Source organism: Blastococcus sp. SYSU DS0973 (assembly GCF_054051055.1).
Genome location: NZ_JBJHAN010000005.1, coordinates 98,334 through 116,894, shown reverse-complemented (window position 1 = coordinate 116,894; position 18,561 = coordinate 98,334). Strand labels below are relative to the sequence as shown.

The window sequence follows — 18,561 nt, the reverse complement described above, 5'->3', positions numbered from 1 at the left end:
CGTGACCGGGACCACCCCGTCTTTCGGCCGATCCGGTGCCGTGGGAGTGGCGGCATCGGCTAGACAGTTCCCATGACCGAGGTGACGACGGCGACCGGTGGCGGCATGCTCTCCCGCGAGGAGATGGACGCCGCGCGCGAGCGGCTGCCCATCGTGTACGTCGACGTGGTGCCGGTGCGGGTGGACGACCACGGCACGGTGATCGCCGTCGGGCTACTGCTGCGGGCCGGCGAGGACGGGCAGATCAAGCGGGCGCTGGTCTCGGGGCGGGTGCTGTACCACGAGCGGATCCGGGCGGCGCTGCTGCGGCACATGGAGAAGGACCTCGGCCCGCTGGCGCTGCCGCGGGTGCCGCCGGCGCCGCAGCCGTTCACCGTCGCCGAGTACTTCCCGACGCCGGGGGTCACGCCGTTCCACGACCCGCGGCAGCACGCGGTGTCGCTGGCCTACGTCGTGCCGGTGGAGGGGGACTGCGCGCCGCAGCAGGACGCGCTGGAGCTGACCTGGTTCTCGCCGCTGGAGGCCCGGCACCCGGCCGTGCTCGCCGAGCTGATGAACGGGCAGGCGACGCTGGTGGTGCAGGCGCTGGCGCACCTCGGCGTCTGAGGGTGCTCCGGTGAGCGAGCCGGCGGCGGTCGGACGCGCTCGGGATGGCTCGGCCGGAGTGGGGGGTCGAACGGTGGTCGGAGGACCACCGGTCAGGCCGCAGCCGCCACCGGCGACTCCGTCGGGTGGGGGAGCTCCGCGGTCGCCGGCTCGGCGGTCGCGTCGTCCTCCTGCGGCTCGACCGGCTGCTCCTCGGCCGTGACCGGCGACTCCTCGGCCGGGAGGCCGATGGAGCGGACCACCGCGTCGATGTGGCTCATGGCCTCGTCGTACAGCTTCTCGATGGCGGCCGCCGCGGCGGCGTGCGCGGCCTCGACGGTGACGGATGGCTGGTTGGTCATGCCGTCTGTCATCGGCAGGCGTCCGAGGATTCGTGACCGGCGGGCTGAACGGTCAGTGTCGCAACCGGCCCGCATGGCGCCCCACCGTTACGCTGCCGTCACTCGCGGTGGTCCCTGCTGCGATCGACCGGAGTGGGGGAGACGTGAGATCACGGACCAGGACCGCGGTGGCCGGCGTGCTCAGCGCCGGGTTGCTGACCGGCGCGCTCTCGGGAGTCGCGCAGGCGGCGCCGCCGGACGATCAGCCGAGTCAGCGGAGCTACCTCGTCCGCCTCGAGCCCGGTGCGGATGCGCGTGGCCTCGCGCGCGGCCTGTCGATCTCACCCCGTTTCGTCTACGACGAGGTCTTCGACGGGTTCGCGGCCGACCTGACCGCGGGGCAGGTCAACGCACTCCGGCGTCACGGGGCGGTGCGCGGGGTGGAGCCCGACCGGGTCGCCACCGTGGGTCCGATGGCGAAGCCGGACAAGCCCGGCGGCGGCAAGCCGACGGAGCCGACGCCCGAGCCCGAGCCCGAGCCAACACCCGAGCCCGAGCCGACACCCGAGCCCGAGCCGACACCCGACCCCGAGCCCACCACAGAGCCGGAACCCTCGAGCGGGGTGCAGGTGCTGCCGGCCGACGGCACCCTGTGGGGCCTGGATCGGATCGACGCGGACGACGCCACCGCGCTGGATCGTCACTTCCACTACCCCGGGCTCGGGATCGGGGTCACTGCGTACGTGGTCGACAGCGGGATCTCCGTCGCTCACCCGGACTTCGGTGGCCGAGCGCAGCTCGCCTACGACAACGCCGGCGGCAAGCCGGCCAGGGCCGGGGACTGCAACGGCCACGGCACGCACGTGGCCGGGACGATCGGTGGGGCCGCCCACGGGGTCGCCAAGCAGGTGGAGCTGCGCAGCGTCCGGGTGCTGGACTGCAACGGCTCCGGCTCCTACAGCGGCGTGATCGCCGGCCTTGACTACGTGCTGAAGAACGCCTCCAGCCCGTCGGTGGTCAACCTCAGCCTCGGCGGCCCGAAGTCCACGGCACTGGACGAAGCCGTCACCGCGCTCGTCGACGCCGGCATGTTCGTCGCGGTGGCGGCCGGCAACAGCAAAGCGGATGCATGTGGGTCGTCACCGAGCTCGGTGGCTACCGCGGTCACCGTCGCCGCCAGTGACGTCGACGACGGTCTGGCGACCTTCAGCAACCGCGGGGAGTGCGTGGACGTCGTGGCTCCAGGTGTCGACATCACCTCGACCTGGCTCGACGGTGGGGTGCACAGCCTCGACGGGACGTCGATGGCCGCCCCGCACGTCGCCGGCGCAGCGGCGCTGTACCTGGAGACGCACCCGGCTGCGAGCCCGAGCACCGTGGCGAGCTGGATCGGCGGCCAGGCGCTCGGCACAGTGGTGGGCGGGGATTCCCCGGGGACGACACTGCTGCTCAACGTCCGGACCGTTCCGACCGCGGGCTCGACCGGCTGATGCGGCCGCAGCTTTCGAGCACTCCCTCATCAACTCGGCGCCGGTGGTAGGTAGCGCCCCGCGCCGCGCCCGCGCGTGAGGCGGGGGGACGGGCGGTGGTTCTGTAGGGCCGGCGCGGCGCGGCGGACGAGTCAGCCCAGCCGCAACCGGTCGTGCAGGAAGCGGGTGATCGCGGCGGCCAGCTCCTTGCGGGAGGACGCGCGGCGGAAGACGTGTCCCTCGCCGGGCAGCTCCAGGTACTCCACCGGCCGGCCCAGCTCGCGCAGCGCCGCGACGATCTGGTGCGCCTCACCGATCGGCACGTTGGTGTCGTGCTCGCCGTGCACGACCAGCAGGGGGACGTCGATGCTCTCCGCCGAGGCGAGCGGGGAGATGTCCTCGAGCAGCGCCCGGTCGCGCTCCGGGTGCCCGTACTTGGTCACCGCGGCCGCGGCGATCCACGGCTCGCTGTCGCGGTAGAAGCTGACCAGGTCGGACATGCCGCAGACGTCCACCCCGGCGGCGAACACCCCCGGGGAGAAGGCCAGGCAGGCGAGCGTCAGGTAGCCGCCGTAGGACCGGCCGGTGACCGCGAGCCGGCCGGGCTCGGCGATGCCGGATTCCACGAGGTGCTCGGCGGCGGCCAGGACGTCGGCGAACGCGTCGTACCGGCCGTGCAGGTCGTCGGCGTGCACGAACTCCCGGCCGAAGCCCGACGAGCCGCGGATGTTGAGCGCGAAGACGCTCAGGCCGGCCACGGCCAGCGCCTGGTGCTGCGGTGCGAAGGTGGGCCGCTCCTGGTCCTCGGGCCCGCCGTGGAGGTAGAGCACGACCGGGCCGGGGCCGTTGAGCCGGCCGGGAGCGCGGTAGAGCCAGCCGCTCAGCGGCAGGCCGTCGCGCCCGGGGAACGTCTCCAGGGTCGGGACGACCAGCCGGCGCCGGGGCAGCGGCGGGGCGGAGGTGACCCGCGTCCAGGCATGGGTGGTGGTGTCCAGGTGCCACAGCTCTCGCGGGCGGGTGGGCCCCTGCACGCCGAGCACGACGCTGGCGCCGTCGCGGCTGAGGACCGGGTCGGCGGCGACCAGCCCGGGGAGCCCCGAGATGGCGGTGCGCCCCCCGGTGGCGGTGTCGAGGAGCTCCAGCTCGCTGCGCCCGGCGACGTTCCACACCAGCAGCAGCAGCCGGCCGGCGTCGTCGGCGTCGATGCACTCCAGCTCGGCGTCCTCCCGGGCCGCGAGCGTCCGCGGCTCCCCGCGCCAGCCGTTGGGGCCGAACGGCAGCCCGATGAGCTGCCGGCGGGGCAGGCCGACGTCGGAGGCGAGATAGACGTACACCGGCCCGGCGTGGTCGTCGGGGGCCGGCCGGATCAGCGCCACCTCGGTGGACCCGGTGGCGCCCTGCGGCAGCGCGCTGAAGTCCTCGTCCATGAGGCGGTCGACGACGCTGACGAACTCCTGTCCCCGCTCCCCGTCGCGGAGGACGATGAACCGCTCCTCCAGCGAGATGTCCAGCACGTGGATGAGATCACCCTCGGCGAGCGGGTCGAGCCGCCCGGTGGAGGGGTCGGCGAGGTAGGCGCGGGTGGGGGTGCCGGCCGCCGCGCCGGGGACGGTGACCACGAAGCGGTGGCCGCTGCGGGTCCACGGGCCCAGCTCGGCGTGCTCGTCGGGGCCGCCGGCGATCCGGCGGGCGTCGGAGCCGTCGGGCCGGACCACCCACACCGCCGTCCGGACGCCGCCGTCGGTCGCGACCTCGCAGGCCAGCCAGCGGCTGTCGGCCGCCCACCGCACCGAGACGACCGGGTCGTCGGACAGGGGCACGTGCCGGGCCGGCGGCTGCGCGCCGTCGAGGACGACGTCCTGGATCCACAGCTGCGGACTGCCCGAGCGGTCGCTGATGAAGGCCACCTGCCGGGCGTCCGGGGTCATGTTGGGGCCCCAGCTGCCCCAGGCGTCGACGAGCCCCTCGGCGAGCGCCACCGCCTCCTCGACGGTGCCCGTCGACATCCGGGCACCGGCTGCCGAGCCGTCGGCCGGTTCCGTGCCGGGCATCACGTCCGTCGCGAGGTCTGCAGTCACCGCGCCGAGTCCTCCATGTTCCGCCGACACCTCTCCCGGAGAGCAAGCGCCCACAGCGTTCGGGTCCGGGATGGTCCGGGGCGCGGCGGGCCCGTGCAGCATGGCGCCCACGGTGCTCGGGCGGATGGTCCCACGCCGCTGTCCGGCGGGTCGGTAAGGACCTCGCGCACGAGCTTCAGGGAAGGGCCCGTCGGGCCGGCCGAGCGCCGTTCACCGGCGGATCCGCGCATTCGGACGGCCCGCCGCCGGCACGATCCAGGTGTCCTCGCCGCCGCCGGGGCTGTCGACGGTCAGGCTGTCCGGCAGGTCAGCCGCCGTCGCCCGACGCGCTCAGGCCGGAGCGGACAGCCGCTCCGAGGCGCGGTCGATGAATCCGCGGACGACGGGGTAGATCTCCCCCTCCCAGCGGGAGCCGCTGAAGACGCCGTAGTGACCGACCCCGGGCTGCAGGTGGTGCTGCTTGCGCTCCCGCGGGATCCCGGTGCACAGGTCGTGGGCGGCGCGCGTCTGCCCGGGGGAGCAGATGTCGTCGTTCTCGCCTTCCACGGTGAGCAGGGCGGTCCGGCGGATCGCGCCCGGATCGACCCGCTGCCCCCGCCAGGTGAAGCGGCCGGTCGGGAGGTGGTGCTCCTGGAAGATGCGGCTGACCGTCTCCAGGTAGAACTCCGCGGGCACGTCCATGACCGCGCCGTACTCGTCGTAGAAGGCTCGCGTGGTGGCCGCCCGCTCCGTGTTGCCGGCGACCAGGTCGCGGTACAGCTGCGCGTGGGCCGACAGGTGCCGCTTCGGGTTCATCGACATGAAGGCCGTCAGCTGGACGACGCCCGGGTACACCCGCCGCCCGGCGCCCGCGTGCCCCCGCGGCACCGTGTCGACGACGCGGCGCTCGAACCAGGACAGCGGCTTGGTCGTCGCCGCGGTGTTGACCCGGTTCGGGTTCACCCGGGTGTCGACGGGGCCCGCCATGAGCGTGATGCTCGGAGGCTGGGCGGGGTCGTCCGCGGCGGCGAGCAGCGCGACCGCGGCCAGCACGGGCACGGCGGGCTGGCAGACGGCGACGACGTGGGTGTCCGGACCGAGGTACCGGATGGCGTCCACGACGTGCTCGATGTACTCGTCGAGCCCGAACGCCCCGTGCTCGACCGGGATGTCGCGGGCGTTGTGCCAGTCGATGACGTGCACGTCGTGGTCGGAGAGCAGGGTCCGGATCGTCGGGCGGATCAGCGTGGTGAAGTGCCCCGACATGGGTCCGACGACGAGCACCCGTGGCTGGCCGGGAACCGCGGGTTTCTCGAAGTGCAGCAGGGTGCCGAAGGGCGTCCGCAGCGTCGGGCGCTCGCGCACGGCGACCGTCTCGCCGTCGACCAGGACGGAGTCGATGCCGAACTCCGGGCGGTCGTGCGTCGGCCGGGCGTGGCCGAGGATGTCGCAGGCCGCGCGCACGTGGCGCAGCGCGGGCATCCGCCCCAGCGGGGCGGGCAGCGCCTCCAGCGCCCGGGCGGTCAGCTGCGACGCGGCCACCACGGGCGCTCCCGCCCGCCGGTTCACTTCGTACGCGGTGTACAGCATGGGCCCTGCCAGTTCTGTCTCGGCGCGGTGTGCGATCTACGTCACGTCAACGTAACCCGGGCTCGGGGTGGGACGCGCGCGGAGCGGCTGACGCCCGGTGTGTCGTGCGGACGGCCGGAGCGGGCGCGAGGACGCTCGTCGGGGTGGAGCCCGCGCGTGCGGGCCCGCACGTCACGGAGTCGTGTCACCGGCGTCTGCTGGCTGAGGACGACGGCGACCGAGCCGCCCCGACCGCACCGGCTCGGCCCCGGCGGGCTGATCGACACCAAGAGCCTCTGCGCGGGCCGGTGCGGGCCCGTGGTGTGATGCCTGTCAGGGAATGTCCGGGTCGGCGCCAGGGCCGGTCCGCTCGGCAGGAAGGTGGGCTCGTGGCCGGTACCGGTGAGGTTCAGCTCGAGGTGGACGGCGGCGTCGCGATCGTGACGCTCAACGCCCCCGACCGGCGCAACGCGCTGACGCCCGGGATGGCCGACGAGCTGATCGCCACGTTCGACGAGGTGGACGCCAAGCCGGAGGTCGGCGCGCTGGTCATCCGCGGTGTCGGCAAGTCGTTCTGCGCGGGCGGCGACGTCGCGACGCTGACCTCGGCCGGCAAGGACCCGGCGGCCCCCGACGCCTACGAGGGCATGGGCAAGATCTACGACTCCTTCTACCGGCTGGGCCAGGTGAAGGTGCCCACGGTCGCGGCCGTGCGCGGCTCGGCGGTGGGCGCCGGCATGAACATGCTGCTGGCGACGGACCTGCGGATCATCGCGCGTGACGCCCGGCTGCTGGCCGGCTTCCTCAGGCGCGGGATGCACCCCGGTGGCGGGCACTTCGTCATCCTGTCGCGGCTGATCGGCCGCGAGGCGGCGGCGGCGATGGCGCTGTTCGGCGAGGAGATCAACGGGGCGAAGGCCGTCGAGCTGGGCCTGGCCTGGGACGCGCCGGACGACGCCGCGGTCGAGGACCGGGCACGGGAGCTGGCCGCTCGGGTCGCCGCCGACCCGGAGCTGGCACGCGCTGCGGTGAACAACTTCCGCAAGGAGGCCGTCAACGGCGCCATCCCGTGGGATGTCGCGATGCAGTCCGAGCGCCCGGCGCAGATGTGGTCGATGCGGCGGTCGGCTCAGGCATAGCGCACCGCCACCGCCGATCCTCGCCGACCCAGCGGGTCGAGGCCGGCGTGTCCTCGACGGAGCGGGTGCGCAGGCGCCGTCGGAGTCGGAGTCGGAGGCGGCACGCGGCCTGCGAGCGGGTCGGCGACGGACACGGCGCGAGGGTGGGGTCGACCCCTTCCAGTGGCCGGGCGCGCCCGGTCGCCGGCCTCCGGATCGACACCGGGGGACCGGCACGGCAGCATCCGCTGACGTGACCGCTCCCGAACCACACCGCTTCGTGGCCCACGTCGTCGAGGAGTCGACCAACAAGATCCACGAGGACGACGTGGCGCGGCGGTACGGCTTCTCCGGCGCACTGGTCCCCGGGGTCGAGCTGTTCGCCCGCACGACGACGCCGCTGGTGGCGGCCTGGGGGGCCGAGTGGCTCTCGCGGGGCCGAATCGACCTGCGCTTCCGGCGGCCCACCTACGACGGCGACGAGCTGCTGGTCGAGCCGGCGGACGGCCGGCTCACCGTCAGCGGCCCGTCCGGGGAGGTGCGGTGCGTCGGCTCGGCCGGGCTCGGTGCGGACCGCCCGGACCTCACCGGCTACCGGCAGGTGGCCGCACCGCCCGAGCCGGTGGCCGACCCGGTCGTCGGCCCGCTGGGCAGCGTCTCGGAGGCCGGCACCGCGGAGCGCAACGACTGGTACCTGGATGCGATCGGCGAGCCGCTGGACCTGTACCGGCAGGAGCCGCTGGTGCATCCGGGGCTGTTGCTGCGGCTGGTCAACGAGCTGCTCATGCAGAACGTCGCCCTGGGGCCGTGGATCCACACGTCCAGCGACTGCCGCTTCCTCGGCGTCGCCCGGCTGCCGGTGGAGCTGACCGCCCATGGGCGGGTCACCGGCGTCGGCCGCCGCGGCCGGCACGACGAGGTCCGGTACGACGCGCTGGTGCTGGCCGGCGACGAGCCGGTGCTGCAGGTGCACCACACCGCGCTCTACCGGCTCGACGCGGCCTGATCCCGGCCGGCGCGCGGCTGTTTACGCGCCGTCTTTCGACCTCACCGCCGTCGTCGCGTCCATGGTCCGCCGGGCCCGTCCTCGGGGAGCCGCTACGCCGGCCGCGGACCGGACGGCGCCGGGGGTAGGGCGACGCCGCGGCAGTCGCGCAGGTAGGCGGCCCAGTCCCAGCCGGCCAGGAACTCGCGGGCGGCCCGCTCGCCGGCCGCGATCAACCGGGCCCGCTCGGCCGCGTCGACGTCGAACTCGGTGAGCCCGGTGCCGGCGGTGCCGATCGAGAAGGCCCGGCGGCGCACGCAGGGGTCGGCCAGGTAGGTGCGGTCCCGCCCGGTGACCGTGGTGGCGACCAGGGAGTCCAGCAGCCGCAGCGGGGGCGGCAGGTGCCGGACGCCGAACACCGAGACGTCCTCGTCGGCGAGCGTGTCGCCCACCCCCACGCCGAAGGTCGGCCAGCGCGGCGTGGCGGCGTCGGTGCGGTCGAAGATCTCGATCGGGAAGTTGGACAGCACCCCGCCGTCCACCAGGGTCGACCTCCGCCCCGTGCGCGGGTTCCGCAGGCTCCGGGGTGCGAAGAAGTAGGGGATCGCCAGGGACGCACGGACGGCGTCGGCCACCGGCTGGCGGTCGGGATCCAGGCCGTACTCGCGGTAGTCCCACGGCAGCCGCAGCAGCCGGCCCCGGGTGACGTCGGTCGCCGTCACTACCAGCCGGTAGCGCTGCCACGGTTCGAGCGCGGGGTCGTCACCCGGGTCCTCGCGGCGCAGATCCCCGAAGGTTTCGATGCCGAGATCGGCCAGCTCCCGGCGCACCCACTCGGTGATGTAGCGGCCGGGGTGCAGCCCCGACCGGAGCAGCAGCCCCGCCGCCGGCGCCAGCAGCGGCACGGGCGCCCAGGAGTCCGGGATGCGGTCGTACTCCAACCGGGCTTCCGCGGCCCGGATCCCGTCGGCGGAGAGCCCCGCGGCGAGGAACGCGGCCAGGACGGCGCCCGCCGAGGAGCCGGCCACCCGCTCGAACCGGTACCGGCCCAGCAGCTCGACGGCGGCGCCGGTGAGCGCGATGCCCTTGATGCCGCCGCCCTCGAGCACCAGGTCGGCCGGCAGGGATTCCGGCGAGGTCATGCCCCACCGTAGGGCCGTCGCGGCCCGTCGGTGCTGCGGTCAGAACCAGCCCCGCCGACGGGGCGGGGAGCCTGGGCGCCGGCGCAGCGGGATGGCTGAACCAGAGCGCGCCCCATCGGCTTCCCGGGCGGCCCGGGCTCTCAGACCAGTTCGGGGACGCGTAGGTGGTGCAGGACGAGGTCGAACTCGGCGACGTCGGTCGCCGACATGTGCAGCCCGCGGCGGAACTCGTCGCGGATGTACGTGGCCCGCTGGCGGGAGGCCTCCATGGAGCGGCGGTCGGCGTAGACGGCGGTGAGGGAGTTGTCGCCGGTCTGCCGGTCGAGCATGAGGCTGAGGCTGCAGAAGCCGGGCATCTCGTCCATCCGCGGGACGAGGTCGGTGCGGAAGACGTCGAGGACGCGGTCCGTGGTGGCCGGATCGACGCGGGACCAGGTGACGCGGGCGCAGGATTCGTCGCCTGCGGGGTGCAGCCGGTGCATCGCCGCGATCTCCCACTCCCGCACCTCGGGCGGGGGAGCGCCGAACTGCTCCGTCGCCTGCTCGCGCATCCTTTGGACCGCGTCGCGGCTCTCGGCCATCGCCTCCTCGCTCTCCCAGGCGGTGGTGACGATGCAGCGGCCGCTTCCCCGGTCGCACAGCATCGACAGCCCGACGTAGCCGTCCATGTCGCCCACAGCGGGCATGACGTCGTCGCGGACGCCGGCGATGCCGGCGTCCAGGCGGTCCGGGTCGGCCGTCAGAGTGGTGCTGCGGGCGTACATGCGCCCTCCTTCCGCGGACAGGCGCGGCGCCCGGCGACGTCGCCGCAGGGGCCATCGTTCTCGGCTGCCCGGCGCTGTCAACGGGTTGGCGCGCGGGCCGTGTCCATGGCGACGTCGGAACGACACCATCGAGGCCGCCGCGGACGACGGCGACGGCGCGCGTCACGATCAGGCCGACGTCACCGCCGTCCTGACCGGGGACAGCTAGCGGGGGACGACGGTGATCGGACACCGTGAACCCGGGGCCCGGCTGAGCCGGGCATCGGCGGTGACGACGGCGCAGCCGAGGGCCTCGGCGAGGGTCACGTAGGACGCGTCGTACGCCGACATGTTGTCCCTCAGCTGCCAGATGCGCTCGAGCAGCGGCGCCACCGGATGGCGGACCACGCCGAGTCGGCGCCAGGTGTCCAACGCCGCCCATGCCCGTTCGTCGGTCACCGCCCCTGTGGCGACCTGTCGACGCATCCCGTTGACGATCTCGGAGTCGATGAGATGGGGGACGTGGAGCTGCTCGCCGGCCATCAGTTCCCGGGCCGGTCCGGCGTTGAGCAGTGCCGAGAGTGCCGCCGAGGCATCGACCACGATCACCGGGCGGCGCGTCCGGACTGCACGTCCTCGACGATCGTGGCCGGGTCGACGTCCAGGTCCGGCAGCTCGCCGAGCAGCGAGGGGTTGTCCGCTCGACGCGAGGTCTCGGCGAGTTCACGTATCGCGAGGGCGCTGACGGAGAGGCCGCTCCGCGCAGCGAGGCGCTCCAGGCGTTCCACCACGTCGTCCGGGACGTTACGGAGATAGAGCGTCCTCATGTCGCAGGATGCTAGCAGTCTGCTTGCAGAGTGCAAGCCGCGCTCGAGGCCGTCCTGGCGTTGCCTCGGGCAGCGGTCCGCGGAGCTCGGGGCGTGGTGCGTCGGGCGAACAGACGGCGGGGAGGTCCGGGACCGCCGACGAGGGAAGCCTGACCCGGCTCGTCCGTCCGGGTGACGGCTGGGTCCGCCGGGGCGGGAGCGCGGCCTTCGTGTCGGTGGCGTCCGCTACTCCTGCGCCGAGGCGGGGCCGTCCGGCAGGCTGCCGGCGACGGGGGCACGGGGAGGCACGGGGCGATGCAGCGACTCGACGGACGGCTGGTGCTCAGCCCGACCGATCTGACGCACCACCAGGAGTGCCGGCACCTGACGCGGCTGGAGCTCGGGGTGGCTGCGGGGGAGTGGGCCGCGCCGGCGGCTCCGACGTCGGAGGAGGTGCAGTTAGTCTTCGACCGCGGGCTCGAGCACGAGCGGAAGTACCTGGCGTCGCTGGTCGCGGCCGGTCGGACGGTCACCGAGATCGCGGCCGCCTCCGGTGCCGACGGCCGCCGGGAGGCCGAGGCCGCGACGGTCGAGGCGATGCGCTCCGGCGTCGACGTCGTCTACCAGGGGACCTTCTTCGACGGCGCCTGGGGCGGGCAGGCCGACTTCCTGCTCCGCGTCGAGGTGCCGTCGCTCTTCGGCGGCTGGTCGTACGAGATCGCCGACACCAAGCTCGCCCGGAAGCTGAAGGTCGCCGCGCTGCTGCAGATGGCCACCTACGCCGAGCGGCTCACCGTGCTGCAGGGCGCGGCGCCGGAATGGATCTCCGTCGTCACCGGCGACGGCGAGTCGCGCCCGTGGCGGTTGGTCGACGTCGCGGCGTACGCCCGCCGCGCGCGGGCCCGGCTGGAGACTTTCGTGGCCGCGCCGCCTGCCACCACGCCCGCGCCGGTCGCCTACTGCGGCCAGTGCCGGTGGGCGTCGCGCTGCGACGACGAGCTGCGGGAGGCCGACGACCTCGGTCTGGTCGCCGGCATGCGCGGCGACCACCGCGACGCCCTGCGTGCGGTCGGCATCGGGACGCTGGCGGCGCTGGCCACCGCGTCACCGGAGCAGCTCGCGGCCTCGGGCATCGGTGCAGACGCGCGCACCCGGCTGCAGCAGCAGGCGGCCGAGCAGCTGAAAGAGCGGACGACGGGCGTGGCGTCGCGGACGCTGCTCGACCCGGTCGACGGCCTGGGGCTGCTCCGGCTGCCGCCGCCGAGCGCCGGCGACCTGTACCTCGACTTCGAGGGCGACCCCTGGTTCGAGGACGGTGCGGGCATCGAGTACCTCGCCGGCGTCGGCAACCGGTCGGGCGGGTTCACCGCGCTGTGGGCGCATAACCGGCCCGCGGAGAAGCAGCTGGTCGCCGACCTCGTCGACCGGATCGTCTCGGCGGTGCAGGCCGACTCTGCGATGCACGTCTACCACTACGCGCCCTACGAGGTGACCGCCCTCAAGCGGCTGACGGGCGGCTACGGCGTCCGCGAGGCGGAGCTGGACCAGCTGCTGCGCGAGGAGCGGTTCGTCGACCTCTATCCCGTCGTCCGGCAGTCGATGCGGATCAGCAAGGAGTCGTACTCGATCAAGAAGGTCGAGGCGTTCTACGGGCGGTCGCACGAGGGAGCGGTGGCGAGCGCCCTGGGCAGCGTCCTGGAGTACGAGGCCTGGCTGGAAGACGGCGACCAGGCGCGACTGGACGGCATCGAGGCCTACAACAAGGACGACGTCGACTCGACCCGTGAGCTGCACGAGTGGCTGGAGCAGCAGCGCGCCGAGCTGGAGGCGCTGCACGGGCCGAGACCGCGACCAGTGGTCTCGGTGGTGGCGCCGGACGCGAAGGTGACCGAGGCGCAGGCCGCCGAGCAGGAGCTGACCGACCGGCTGCACGCGGCCGGGCACGAGTCGCTGGGCGACCTCGTCGGCTGGCACCGCCGCGAGGACCGGCCGGCCTGGTGGGAGGTCTACCGCCTGCAGGACCTCGACGCCGAGGAGCTGGAGCGGGACGGGGCGGCGCTGGGCGGGCTGACGTTTGTGCAGTACCTGGGGCCCGACAAGCGGAGCCACCTCTACGAGTACTCGTTCCCGGTGCAGGACACGAGACTTTCCGCCGGTGACGAGGCGCTCGACGTGGACACCGCGAAGAAGGTCGGGACGGTCTTCGAGTTGGACGCCGCGGCCGGGCGGTTGGTGCTGAAGACGACGGCCGCCGAGCCGCCGCGACCGCGCGGGCTCGGGCCCGGCGGGCCGCTCAACACCGCCGGCCTTCGGGCGGCGATCGCGGACACCGGCGAGGACGTGCTCGCCGGCCGGGACTGCCTCGGACAGGCGCTGGTCGAGCGCCGCGTTCCCGCGGGAACGCAGCTGCGTGAGGGCGAGACGACGACGGCGGCGATCGTGCGGCTCGGACTGGCGCTGGACGGCGAGGTGCTGGCGATTCAGGGGCCGCCGGGCAGCGGCAAGACGACGGCCGCGGCTGCGCTGATCCGGGAGCTGCTGGACGCCGGGAAGAAGGTGGGCGTGACCGCGACGTCCCACGCGGTCATCGGCAACCTGCTCAAGGCAGTGGGTCGGCCGGCGCTGCAGAAGTGCGAGGAGCACCAGCACTGCGGCGCGGACGGGGTCGCGTGGTCGAAGGACAACGCCTTCGTGGCGCGGGCGCTGGCGGACGGCGACGCGCGGCTGGTCGGCGGGACGGCGTGGTTCTGGACCCGGGCCGACGTGGCGGAGGCCGTGGACGTGCTGGTGGTCGACGAGGCGGGGCAGTTCTCGCTGGCCAACGCCGTCGCGGTCGCACGAGGCGCGCGGTCGATGGTGCTGCTCGGCGATCCGCAGCAGCTGGCCCAGCCCACCCAGGCGATGCACCCGGGCGGCTCCGGGGCGTCGGCGCTCGAGCACCTGCTCGACGGCCACGCGACCATCCCGGCCGACCGCGGTGTCTTCCTGGACCGCTCGTACCGGATGCACCCTTCGCTGACGGCGTTCGTGTCGGACCTGGCCTACGAGGGCCGGCTGGAGGCGGCGGACGGGCGCGAGCGGGTGGCGATCCTGGGGGAGGGGCCCCTGTCCGGCAGCGGCTTGCGGGTGCACCCGGTCGATCACGCGCTGACGGCGGCGGACAAGTGCCGGCAGGAGGCCGACGCCGTCGCGCGGCTGTGGCGGTCGGTGCAGGGCTCGACGTGGCGCAACCACCTGGGGGAGGAGGCGCCGATCGGGCCGGCGGACGTGCTGGTCGTGGCGCCGTACAACGCCCAGGTCGCGCTGATCAAGGTGGCGCTGCCGGACGGGGCGCGGGTCGGCACCGTGGACAAGTTCCAGGGGCAGGAGGCACCGGTGGTCCTGTACTCGATGACGAGCACCAGCGCCGACGACGCACCGCGGGGCGTGTCGTTCCTCTACGACCTGAACCGGCTCAACGTGGCCGTGTCGCGGGCGCAGGCGCTGGCGGTCGTGGTGCTGAGCCCGCTGGTGCTCGACGCGCCGGTGCGGACGCCGGAGCAGCTGCGGCGGGTGAACGCCCTGTGCCGCCTGGTGGAGTCGGCGGCGGTGGTCTGATCCCGACCGCGATGCGCGGGCCGGTGCGGGCCCGTGGTGTGATGCCTGTCAGGTGTTGTCGCGGGTCGGCGCTGGAGCCGGTCTGCTCGGTGGAGAGGTGGGCTCGTGGCCGGCACCGGTGAGGTTCAGCTCGAGGTGGACGACGGCGTCGCGATCGTGACGCTGAACGCGCCTGACCGGCGCAACGCGCTGACGCCCGGGATGGCCGACGAGCTGATCGCCACGTTCGACGAGGTGGACGCCAAGCCGGAGGTCGGCGCGCTGGTCATCCGCGGTGTCGGCAAGTCCTTCTGCGCGGGTGGCGACGTGGCCACGCTGACCTCGGCCGGCAAGGATCCGGCAGCCGCGGATCCTACGAGGGCATGGGGAAGATCTACGACTCCTTCTACCGGCTCGGCCAGGTGAAGGTGCCGACGGTGGCGGCGGTGCGTGGCTCGGCGGTGGGTGCCGGCATGAACATGCTGCTGGCGACCGACCTGCGGATCATCGCGCGGGATGCGCGGCTGCTGGCCGGCTTCCTCAAGCGTGGCATGCACCCGGGCGGCGGGCACTTCGTCATCCTGTCGCGGCTGATCGGCCGCGAGGCCGCGGCGGCGATGGCGCTGTTCGGCGAGGAGATCAACGGCGCGAAGGCCGTGGAGCTCGGGCTGGCCTGGGAGGCGCTGGATGACGCCGCGGTGGAGGACCGGGCGCGGGAGCTGGCGGCCCGCGTCGCCGCTGATCCCGAGCTGGCACGGATCGCGGTGAGCAACTTCCGCAAGGAGGTCGTCACCGGCGCGATCCCGTGGGACGTCGCCATGCAGTCTGAGCGCCCGGCCCAGATGTGGTCCATGCGCCGCTCGGCTGGCTGAGTCCGCCCCGGCAGAGGTCAGTCAGGGCGACCTCCGCGAGCGTGCCATCCGATAGCCGACGACCTTCTAGCGAAAGCCGATGAGGAGCATGCAGTGCCCTTGGAAGTAGGCCTTTGGCGCATCGACGAAGGCAAGCCAGTAAAGGTTCCAGCGACGGGCGTCCCCCTCGAATCCCAGCTCGAGACGATGATCGAGGCGGATCCCACGATCCTCGGTACGCCGCTGTTGCTCATCGGTCGACAGGTACCGACGGACTTCGGCAAGTTCATCGATCTGCTGGCCATCGATGACGAGGGCGCTCTGCACGTCCTCGAGCTCAAACGGGACCGAACCCCACGCGAGGTCGTAGCCCAGTTGCTCGATTACGGCTCATGGGTGCGGAGTTTGAGCCACGAGCAAGTACTCGACATCTTCGCCAACTACAAGCCCGGCGTGGCTTTCGAGCAGGAGTGGACCGACACCTTCTCTGCCGATGTGCCGGAAGAACTCAACGATGGTCACCGGTTGACCGTGGTCGCCGGTGATGTCGACCCGGCCACCGAGCGGATCATCGCCTATCTGTCCGACTTCAGCGTGCCCATCAACGTCGTCTTCTTCCGGTACTTCGACGACGGGGAGCGCGCCTACCTGGCTCGGACGTGGCTGATGGACGAGGCACGGACACCGGCGAGGAAGGGTGGCGCCGGGCGGGGAGGCACGAAGGAGGCGTGGAACGAACAGGACTGGTATGTCAGCTTCGGCGAGGAGAGCGGCAATCGGAGCTGGGACGACGCGAGCCGCTACGGATTCGTCTCCGCCGGTGGCGCCGAGTGGTTCTCCCGGACGTTGCGCAAGCTGCCGATCGGCGCGCGGGTCTTCGCATGCATCCCGGGGACCGGGTACGTGGGTGTCGGCACAGTAGCCGGAGAGGCGCGACCTTTCGAGGATGCCGTCGTGGATCTCGAAGGGGAACTCGTGAAGCTGGCCGACCAGCCGCTCGCGGCTGCCTACCAGCACCCGCCTCGCCCGAACGGGGAGGAACACCGGGAGTACGTCGTCCCGGTGACGTGGGAGCGAACCCGCCCGCGGTCGGATGCCTATTGGGTGAAGGGCATGTTTGCCAACCAGAACAGTGCTTGCAAGCTCCGCAACCGCTTTACGCTCGAGCAGTTGGCGACCGCGTTCGACTTGGGGGAGTGACGGGACTGTGCTCATCCGCACGCCTGGAGGCTCGTGGGAGCGACCGACGGTCACGAGCTACACCGACGAGGCGGCTCTCGAGACAATGCTGCTGGATTCGCCCGAGCTCCTCCCCGGCGGAGACGGCTCGCCGTTGGCGGTCGTGAGCCAGTTGTACGTGCCCGGTACAGGCCCCATGGATCTTCTCGCAGTCAGCCTGACCGGTGAGCTCACCGTGGTAGAGGTCAAGCTGCGTGCGAACCCGGAGATCAGGCGAAGCGTCGTCGGCCAGACATTGGCCTATGCATCCGGCATCTGGCGTATGTCATACGCCGAGCTCGACGAGGCATTCCGTGCTCGGGCGGGCAGATCGTTGGTGGAGGTCCTCGGGGGACGGGCGGACGCTTCGGGCGGGGACTTCGACCCGGAGTCGTTGCGCGAGACGGTGACCCGGAACCTTGCCTCGGGCGCCATGCGCCTGGTCATCGCAGTAGACGCGATCACCGACGAGCTGAAGCGCATCATCGAGTTCCTCAACGACCGGACACGGCCAGAGTTCGAAGTGCTCGCGCTCGAGTTGACCTACATGGGGCACGAAGGCGTCGAGGTGCTCGTCCCCGCCGTCTACGGCCAGGAGGGCATTCGCCGCAAGGCGACAGAAGGCTCCCGGCGTCGCTGGAACGAACAAGAGTTGCTGTCGGCGATCGCCGACCACAGTGGCCCAGTTGCGGCGGAGGTACTCACCGCCGTCTACGAACACGGTCGCAGCCACCCGCTCTTCTCGCGCTGGTACTGGGGGGAAGGCGCGCACCCGTCCGTCACGGCCTGGTTCTCAACGCACGGGATCGACGTCCCTGTGTGGAGTATTTCCACGGCCCCGGAAGGGCGCAGCGTACTGGCAATGAACTTCGACTGGATCCATCGCCGGGGGGCAGGGCTACCTATCGAGGCGGTGGAGCGACTCGCTGAGCGACTGCGGGTGCTTCCAGGCGTGACCCCGCTGTACGCGGATCTGGCCGTTCGCGGGTACGCGAAGCGACCTTCCATACCTGAGACATCGCTGACTGCCCCGGGCGCCAAGGACGTGATCGTCGAAGCTCTGGATGAGCTGCTCGGCGACCAGGCTAGTACCTGACCAGCTCTTGGCTTCGAGCACCACACTACGGACGGCGCGTAGCGAGGAAGTGTTGGTAGCGGTCCATCAGTCGATCCGTGTCCGGGCGATCCGCACGGCGGGTGGGAATCTGCATCAGCGTTCGCCCGTGGTGGTCCTGGAGGCCATGTCGGAGCATCGGGCCGTCGATCTCGTCGAGCAGGCGGTGGTGGATCTCGACGGTGTAGTCGGGCCGGATGCCGAGGATGTTTCTGTCGTAGGCAGCATGGTGCAGCTTGCAGAGTGCGAGCCCATTGCTGGTGACTGCTGCTCCGTGCGGGTCTGAGTCCGGGGTGATGTGTGCGGCGTCCAGGAGCTCCCGATGATTGAGGGAGCAGACGGCGCAGCGAGTTTCGTAGGCAACCATCACCTGACTGGCGAAGACCGGCTGGTGGAGGCGTCGGCGGGTCATCGTCATGAGGTACTTCCGCAGGGTCTCCTCGACGCGACTGCCTGGCTGGACCTGACGCTGTTCCTCGGTCAGCGCCATGACGAACTGCGAGTGCTCGGGCTCTTCCCCGATCAGGTAGACGGGGAAGATCGCTTGGAAGATCCCGGGCCGGATGCCGTAGAACCACATCAGCGGCGCCTGCTCGAGCATGGCGCGACGCAGCCCTTCGTTCTCCGCGGCGCCTCGCTGGTCCCGCCGGAGCTTGTACCGGTGCAGCCCGTCCGCGCCCTCGGAGTCGTCATAGGGCCGGGACGGAGCGCCTTCCGGCGCCGCGGTCAGGATGCTCAGCGCCGCCGACCATCCCTTCGGCCGGCGGATCCCGCGGCCCGCGTCGACCAGCGGGAAGCGGTCACCACCGACGCGGAAGTCGTCTCGCAGCTGGGCGCGGGTGACCGGGATGGTCCCGTCGAGCGACACGCTGCTCAACCAGTCGAGGGCGGCTGCTCTGACGTACTGCTCCGAGGCAACTCCGGTCACGGGCGGAGCTTCTACTGATCTGACGTGTTCAGCAACGAGGAGCGCCGGGGAGGCGTCCG

General features: G+C 72.5%; 17 protein-coding genes. 9 read left to right on the top strand and 8 right to left on the bottom strand.

Translation table 11 applies throughout. The features are described 5' to 3' along the window. Nucleotides 1-72: 72 nt before the first annotated feature. Entirely contained in the window at nt 73-606 is a 534-nt protein-coding gene (locus ACI791_RS10745) for a DUF4916 domain-containing protein (protein WP_456586041.1), read from the top strand. A gap of 92 nt (nt 607-698) precedes the next feature. Here ACI791_RS10745 and ACI791_RS10740 read toward each other — a convergent pair whose 3' ends face one another. Continuing rightward, nucleotides 699-947, bottom strand: a complete 249-nt coding sequence (locus ACI791_RS10740; protein WP_456586040.1) for a hypothetical protein — start codon at nt 945-947, stop codon at nt 699-701. Nucleotides 948-1,114: 167 nt separating this feature from the next. Here ACI791_RS10740 and ACI791_RS10735 point away from each other — a divergent pair, with 167 nt between their 5' ends. Further along, the gene (locus ACI791_RS10735; RefSeq protein WP_456586039.1) at nt 1,115-2,416 is read left to right on the top strand and encodes a S8 family serine peptidase; all 1,302 of its coding nucleotides are present in this window, start codon (nt 1,115-1,117) and stop codon (nt 2,414-2,416) included. 131 nt (nt 2,417-2,547) lie between these two features. On the opposite strand, the gene ACI791_RS10730 is transcribed toward ACI791_RS10735, so the two are convergent. Next, nucleotides 2,548-4,473, bottom strand: a complete 1,926-nt coding sequence (locus ACI791_RS10730; protein ID WP_456586038.1) for a S9 family peptidase — start codon at nt 4,471-4,473, stop codon at nt 2,548-2,550. Between the two features lie 330 nt (nt 4,474-4,803). Further along, nucleotides 4,804-6,042, bottom strand: coding sequence for a polyhydroxyalkanoate depolymerase (locus ACI791_RS10725; RefSeq protein WP_456586037.1), 1,239 nt, complete (start codon nt 6,040-6,042; stop codon nt 4,804-4,806). Between the two features lie 368 nt (nt 6,043-6,410). Between ACI791_RS10725 and ACI791_RS10720 the strand changes: the two genes are divergently transcribed. Together ACI791_RS10720 and ACI791_RS10715 are read left to right on the top strand one after the other, a co-directional pair. Further along, nucleotides 6,411-7,160: an enoyl-CoA hydratase/isomerase family protein gene (locus ACI791_RS10720; protein ID WP_456586036.1), complete on the top strand. Its 750-nt coding sequence runs from the start codon at nt 6,411-6,413 to the stop codon at nt 7,158-7,160. A 232-nt stretch (nt 7,161-7,392) separates the two neighbouring features. Beyond that, nucleotides 7,393-8,145, top strand: coding sequence for a hypothetical protein (locus ACI791_RS10715; RefSeq protein ID WP_456586035.1), 753 nt, complete (start codon nt 7,393-7,395; stop codon nt 8,143-8,145). Nucleotides 8,146-8,237: 92 nt separating this feature from the next. On the opposite strand, the gene ACI791_RS10710 is transcribed toward ACI791_RS10715, so the two are convergent. From ACI791_RS10710 to ACI791_RS10695, 4 genes are all read right to left on the bottom strand, one after another. Next, a complete protein-coding gene (locus ACI791_RS10710) occupies nt 8,238-9,266 on the bottom strand; it encodes a patatin-like phospholipase family protein (RefSeq protein ID WP_456586034.1) in 1,029 nt (342 codons plus the stop codon). Between the two features lie 140 nt (nt 9,267-9,406). Then, nucleotides 9,407-10,030 carry a hypothetical protein gene (locus tag ACI791_RS10705; RefSeq protein ID WP_456586033.1) on the bottom strand — a complete coding sequence of 208 codons (624 nt, stop codon included), beginning with the start codon at nt 10,028-10,030 and terminating at the stop codon, nt 9,407-9,409. A 204-nt stretch (nt 10,031-10,234) separates the two neighbouring features. Further along, nucleotides 10,235-10,618 (bottom strand): type II toxin-antitoxin system VapC family toxin, encoded by a 384-nt coding sequence (locus ACI791_RS10700; RefSeq protein ID WP_456586032.1) that lies wholly within the window; start codon nt 10,616-10,618, stop codon nt 10,235-10,237. Further along, nucleotides 10,615-10,836 (bottom strand): FitA-like ribbon-helix-helix domain-containing protein, encoded by a 222-nt coding sequence (locus tag ACI791_RS10695; RefSeq protein ID WP_456586031.1) that lies wholly within the window; start codon nt 10,834-10,836, stop codon nt 10,615-10,617. Before ACI791_RS10695 ends, ACI791_RS10700 begins: the two co-directional genes overlap by 4 nt. Nucleotides 10,837-11,130: 294 nt before the next feature. Here ACI791_RS10695 and ACI791_RS10690 point away from each other — a divergent pair, with 294 nt between their 5' ends. The 5 genes from ACI791_RS10690 to ACI791_RS10670 all read left to right on the top strand — a co-directional run bounded on the left by ACI791_RS10690 (nt 11,131) and on the right by ACI791_RS10670 (nt 17,556). After that, complete coding sequence (locus ACI791_RS10690) at nt 11,131-14,412, top strand: TM0106 family RecB-like putative nuclease (RefSeq protein ID WP_456586030.1); 3,282 nt, start codon at nt 11,131-11,133, stop codon at nt 14,410-14,412. Nucleotides 14,413-14,517: 105 nt separating this feature from the next. Next, nucleotides 14,518-14,817, top strand: a complete 300-nt coding sequence (locus ACI791_RS10685) for an enoyl-CoA hydratase/isomerase family protein (RefSeq protein WP_456586029.1) — start codon at nt 14,518-14,520, stop codon at nt 14,815-14,817. After that, on the top strand, nt 14,775-15,263 hold the full coding sequence (locus ACI791_RS10680; protein ID WP_456586028.1) for an enoyl-CoA hydratase-related protein: 489 nt from the start codon (nt 14,775-14,777) through the stop codon (nt 15,261-15,263). Before ACI791_RS10685 ends, ACI791_RS10680 begins: the two co-directional genes overlap by 43 nt. A 93-nt stretch (nt 15,264-15,356) precedes the next feature. Next, nucleotides 15,357-16,442, top strand: a complete 1,086-nt coding sequence (locus ACI791_RS10675) for an endonuclease NucS domain-containing protein (protein ID WP_456586027.1) — start codon at nt 15,357-15,359, stop codon at nt 16,440-16,442. Nucleotides 16,443-16,449: 7 nt separating this feature from the next. After that, complete coding sequence (locus ACI791_RS10670) at nt 16,450-17,556, top strand: hypothetical protein (protein ID WP_456586026.1); 1,107 nt, start codon at nt 16,450-16,452, stop codon at nt 17,554-17,556. A gap of 25 nt (nt 17,557-17,581) precedes the next feature. Here ACI791_RS10670 and ACI791_RS10665 read toward each other — a convergent pair whose 3' ends face one another. Then, nucleotides 17,582-18,502: an HNH endonuclease gene (locus tag ACI791_RS10665; RefSeq protein WP_456586025.1), complete on the bottom strand. Its 921-nt coding sequence runs from the start codon at nt 18,500-18,502 to the stop codon at nt 17,582-17,584. Nucleotides 18,503-18,561: the final 59 nt, after the last annotated feature.

Excerpts from the sequence above, each read along its gene's own strand:
- ACI791_RS10745 (WP_456586041.1), top strand. The coding sequence starts at position 73 with ATGACCGAGGTGACGACGGCGACCGGTGGCGGCATGCTCTCCCGCGAG.
- ACI791_RS10740 (WP_456586040.1), bottom strand. The coding sequence starts at position 947 with ATGACCAACCAGCCATCCGTCACCGTCGAGGCCGCGCACGCCGCCGCG.
- ACI791_RS10725 (WP_456586037.1), bottom strand. The coding sequence starts at position 6,042 with ATGCTGTACACCGCGTACGAAGTGAACCGGCGGGCGGGAGCGCCCGTG.
- ACI791_RS10710 (WP_456586034.1), bottom strand. The coding sequence starts at position 9,266 with ATGACCTCGCCGGAATCCCTGCCGGCCGACCTGGTGCTCGAGGGCGGC.
- ACI791_RS10705 (WP_456586033.1), bottom strand. The coding sequence starts at position 10,030 with ATGTACGCCCGCAGCACCACTCTGACGGCCGACCCGGACCGCCTGGAC.
- ACI791_RS10695 (WP_456586031.1), bottom strand. The coding sequence starts at position 10,836 with ATGAGGACGCTCTATCTCCGTAACGTCCCGGACGACGTGGTGGAACGC.
- ACI791_RS10690 (WP_456586030.1), top strand. The coding sequence starts at position 11,131 with ATGCAGCGACTCGACGGACGGCTGGTGCTCAGCCCGACCGATCTGACG.
- ACI791_RS10680 (WP_456586028.1), top strand. The coding sequence starts at position 14,775 with ATGGGGAAGATCTACGACTCCTTCTACCGGCTCGGCCAGGTGAAGGTG.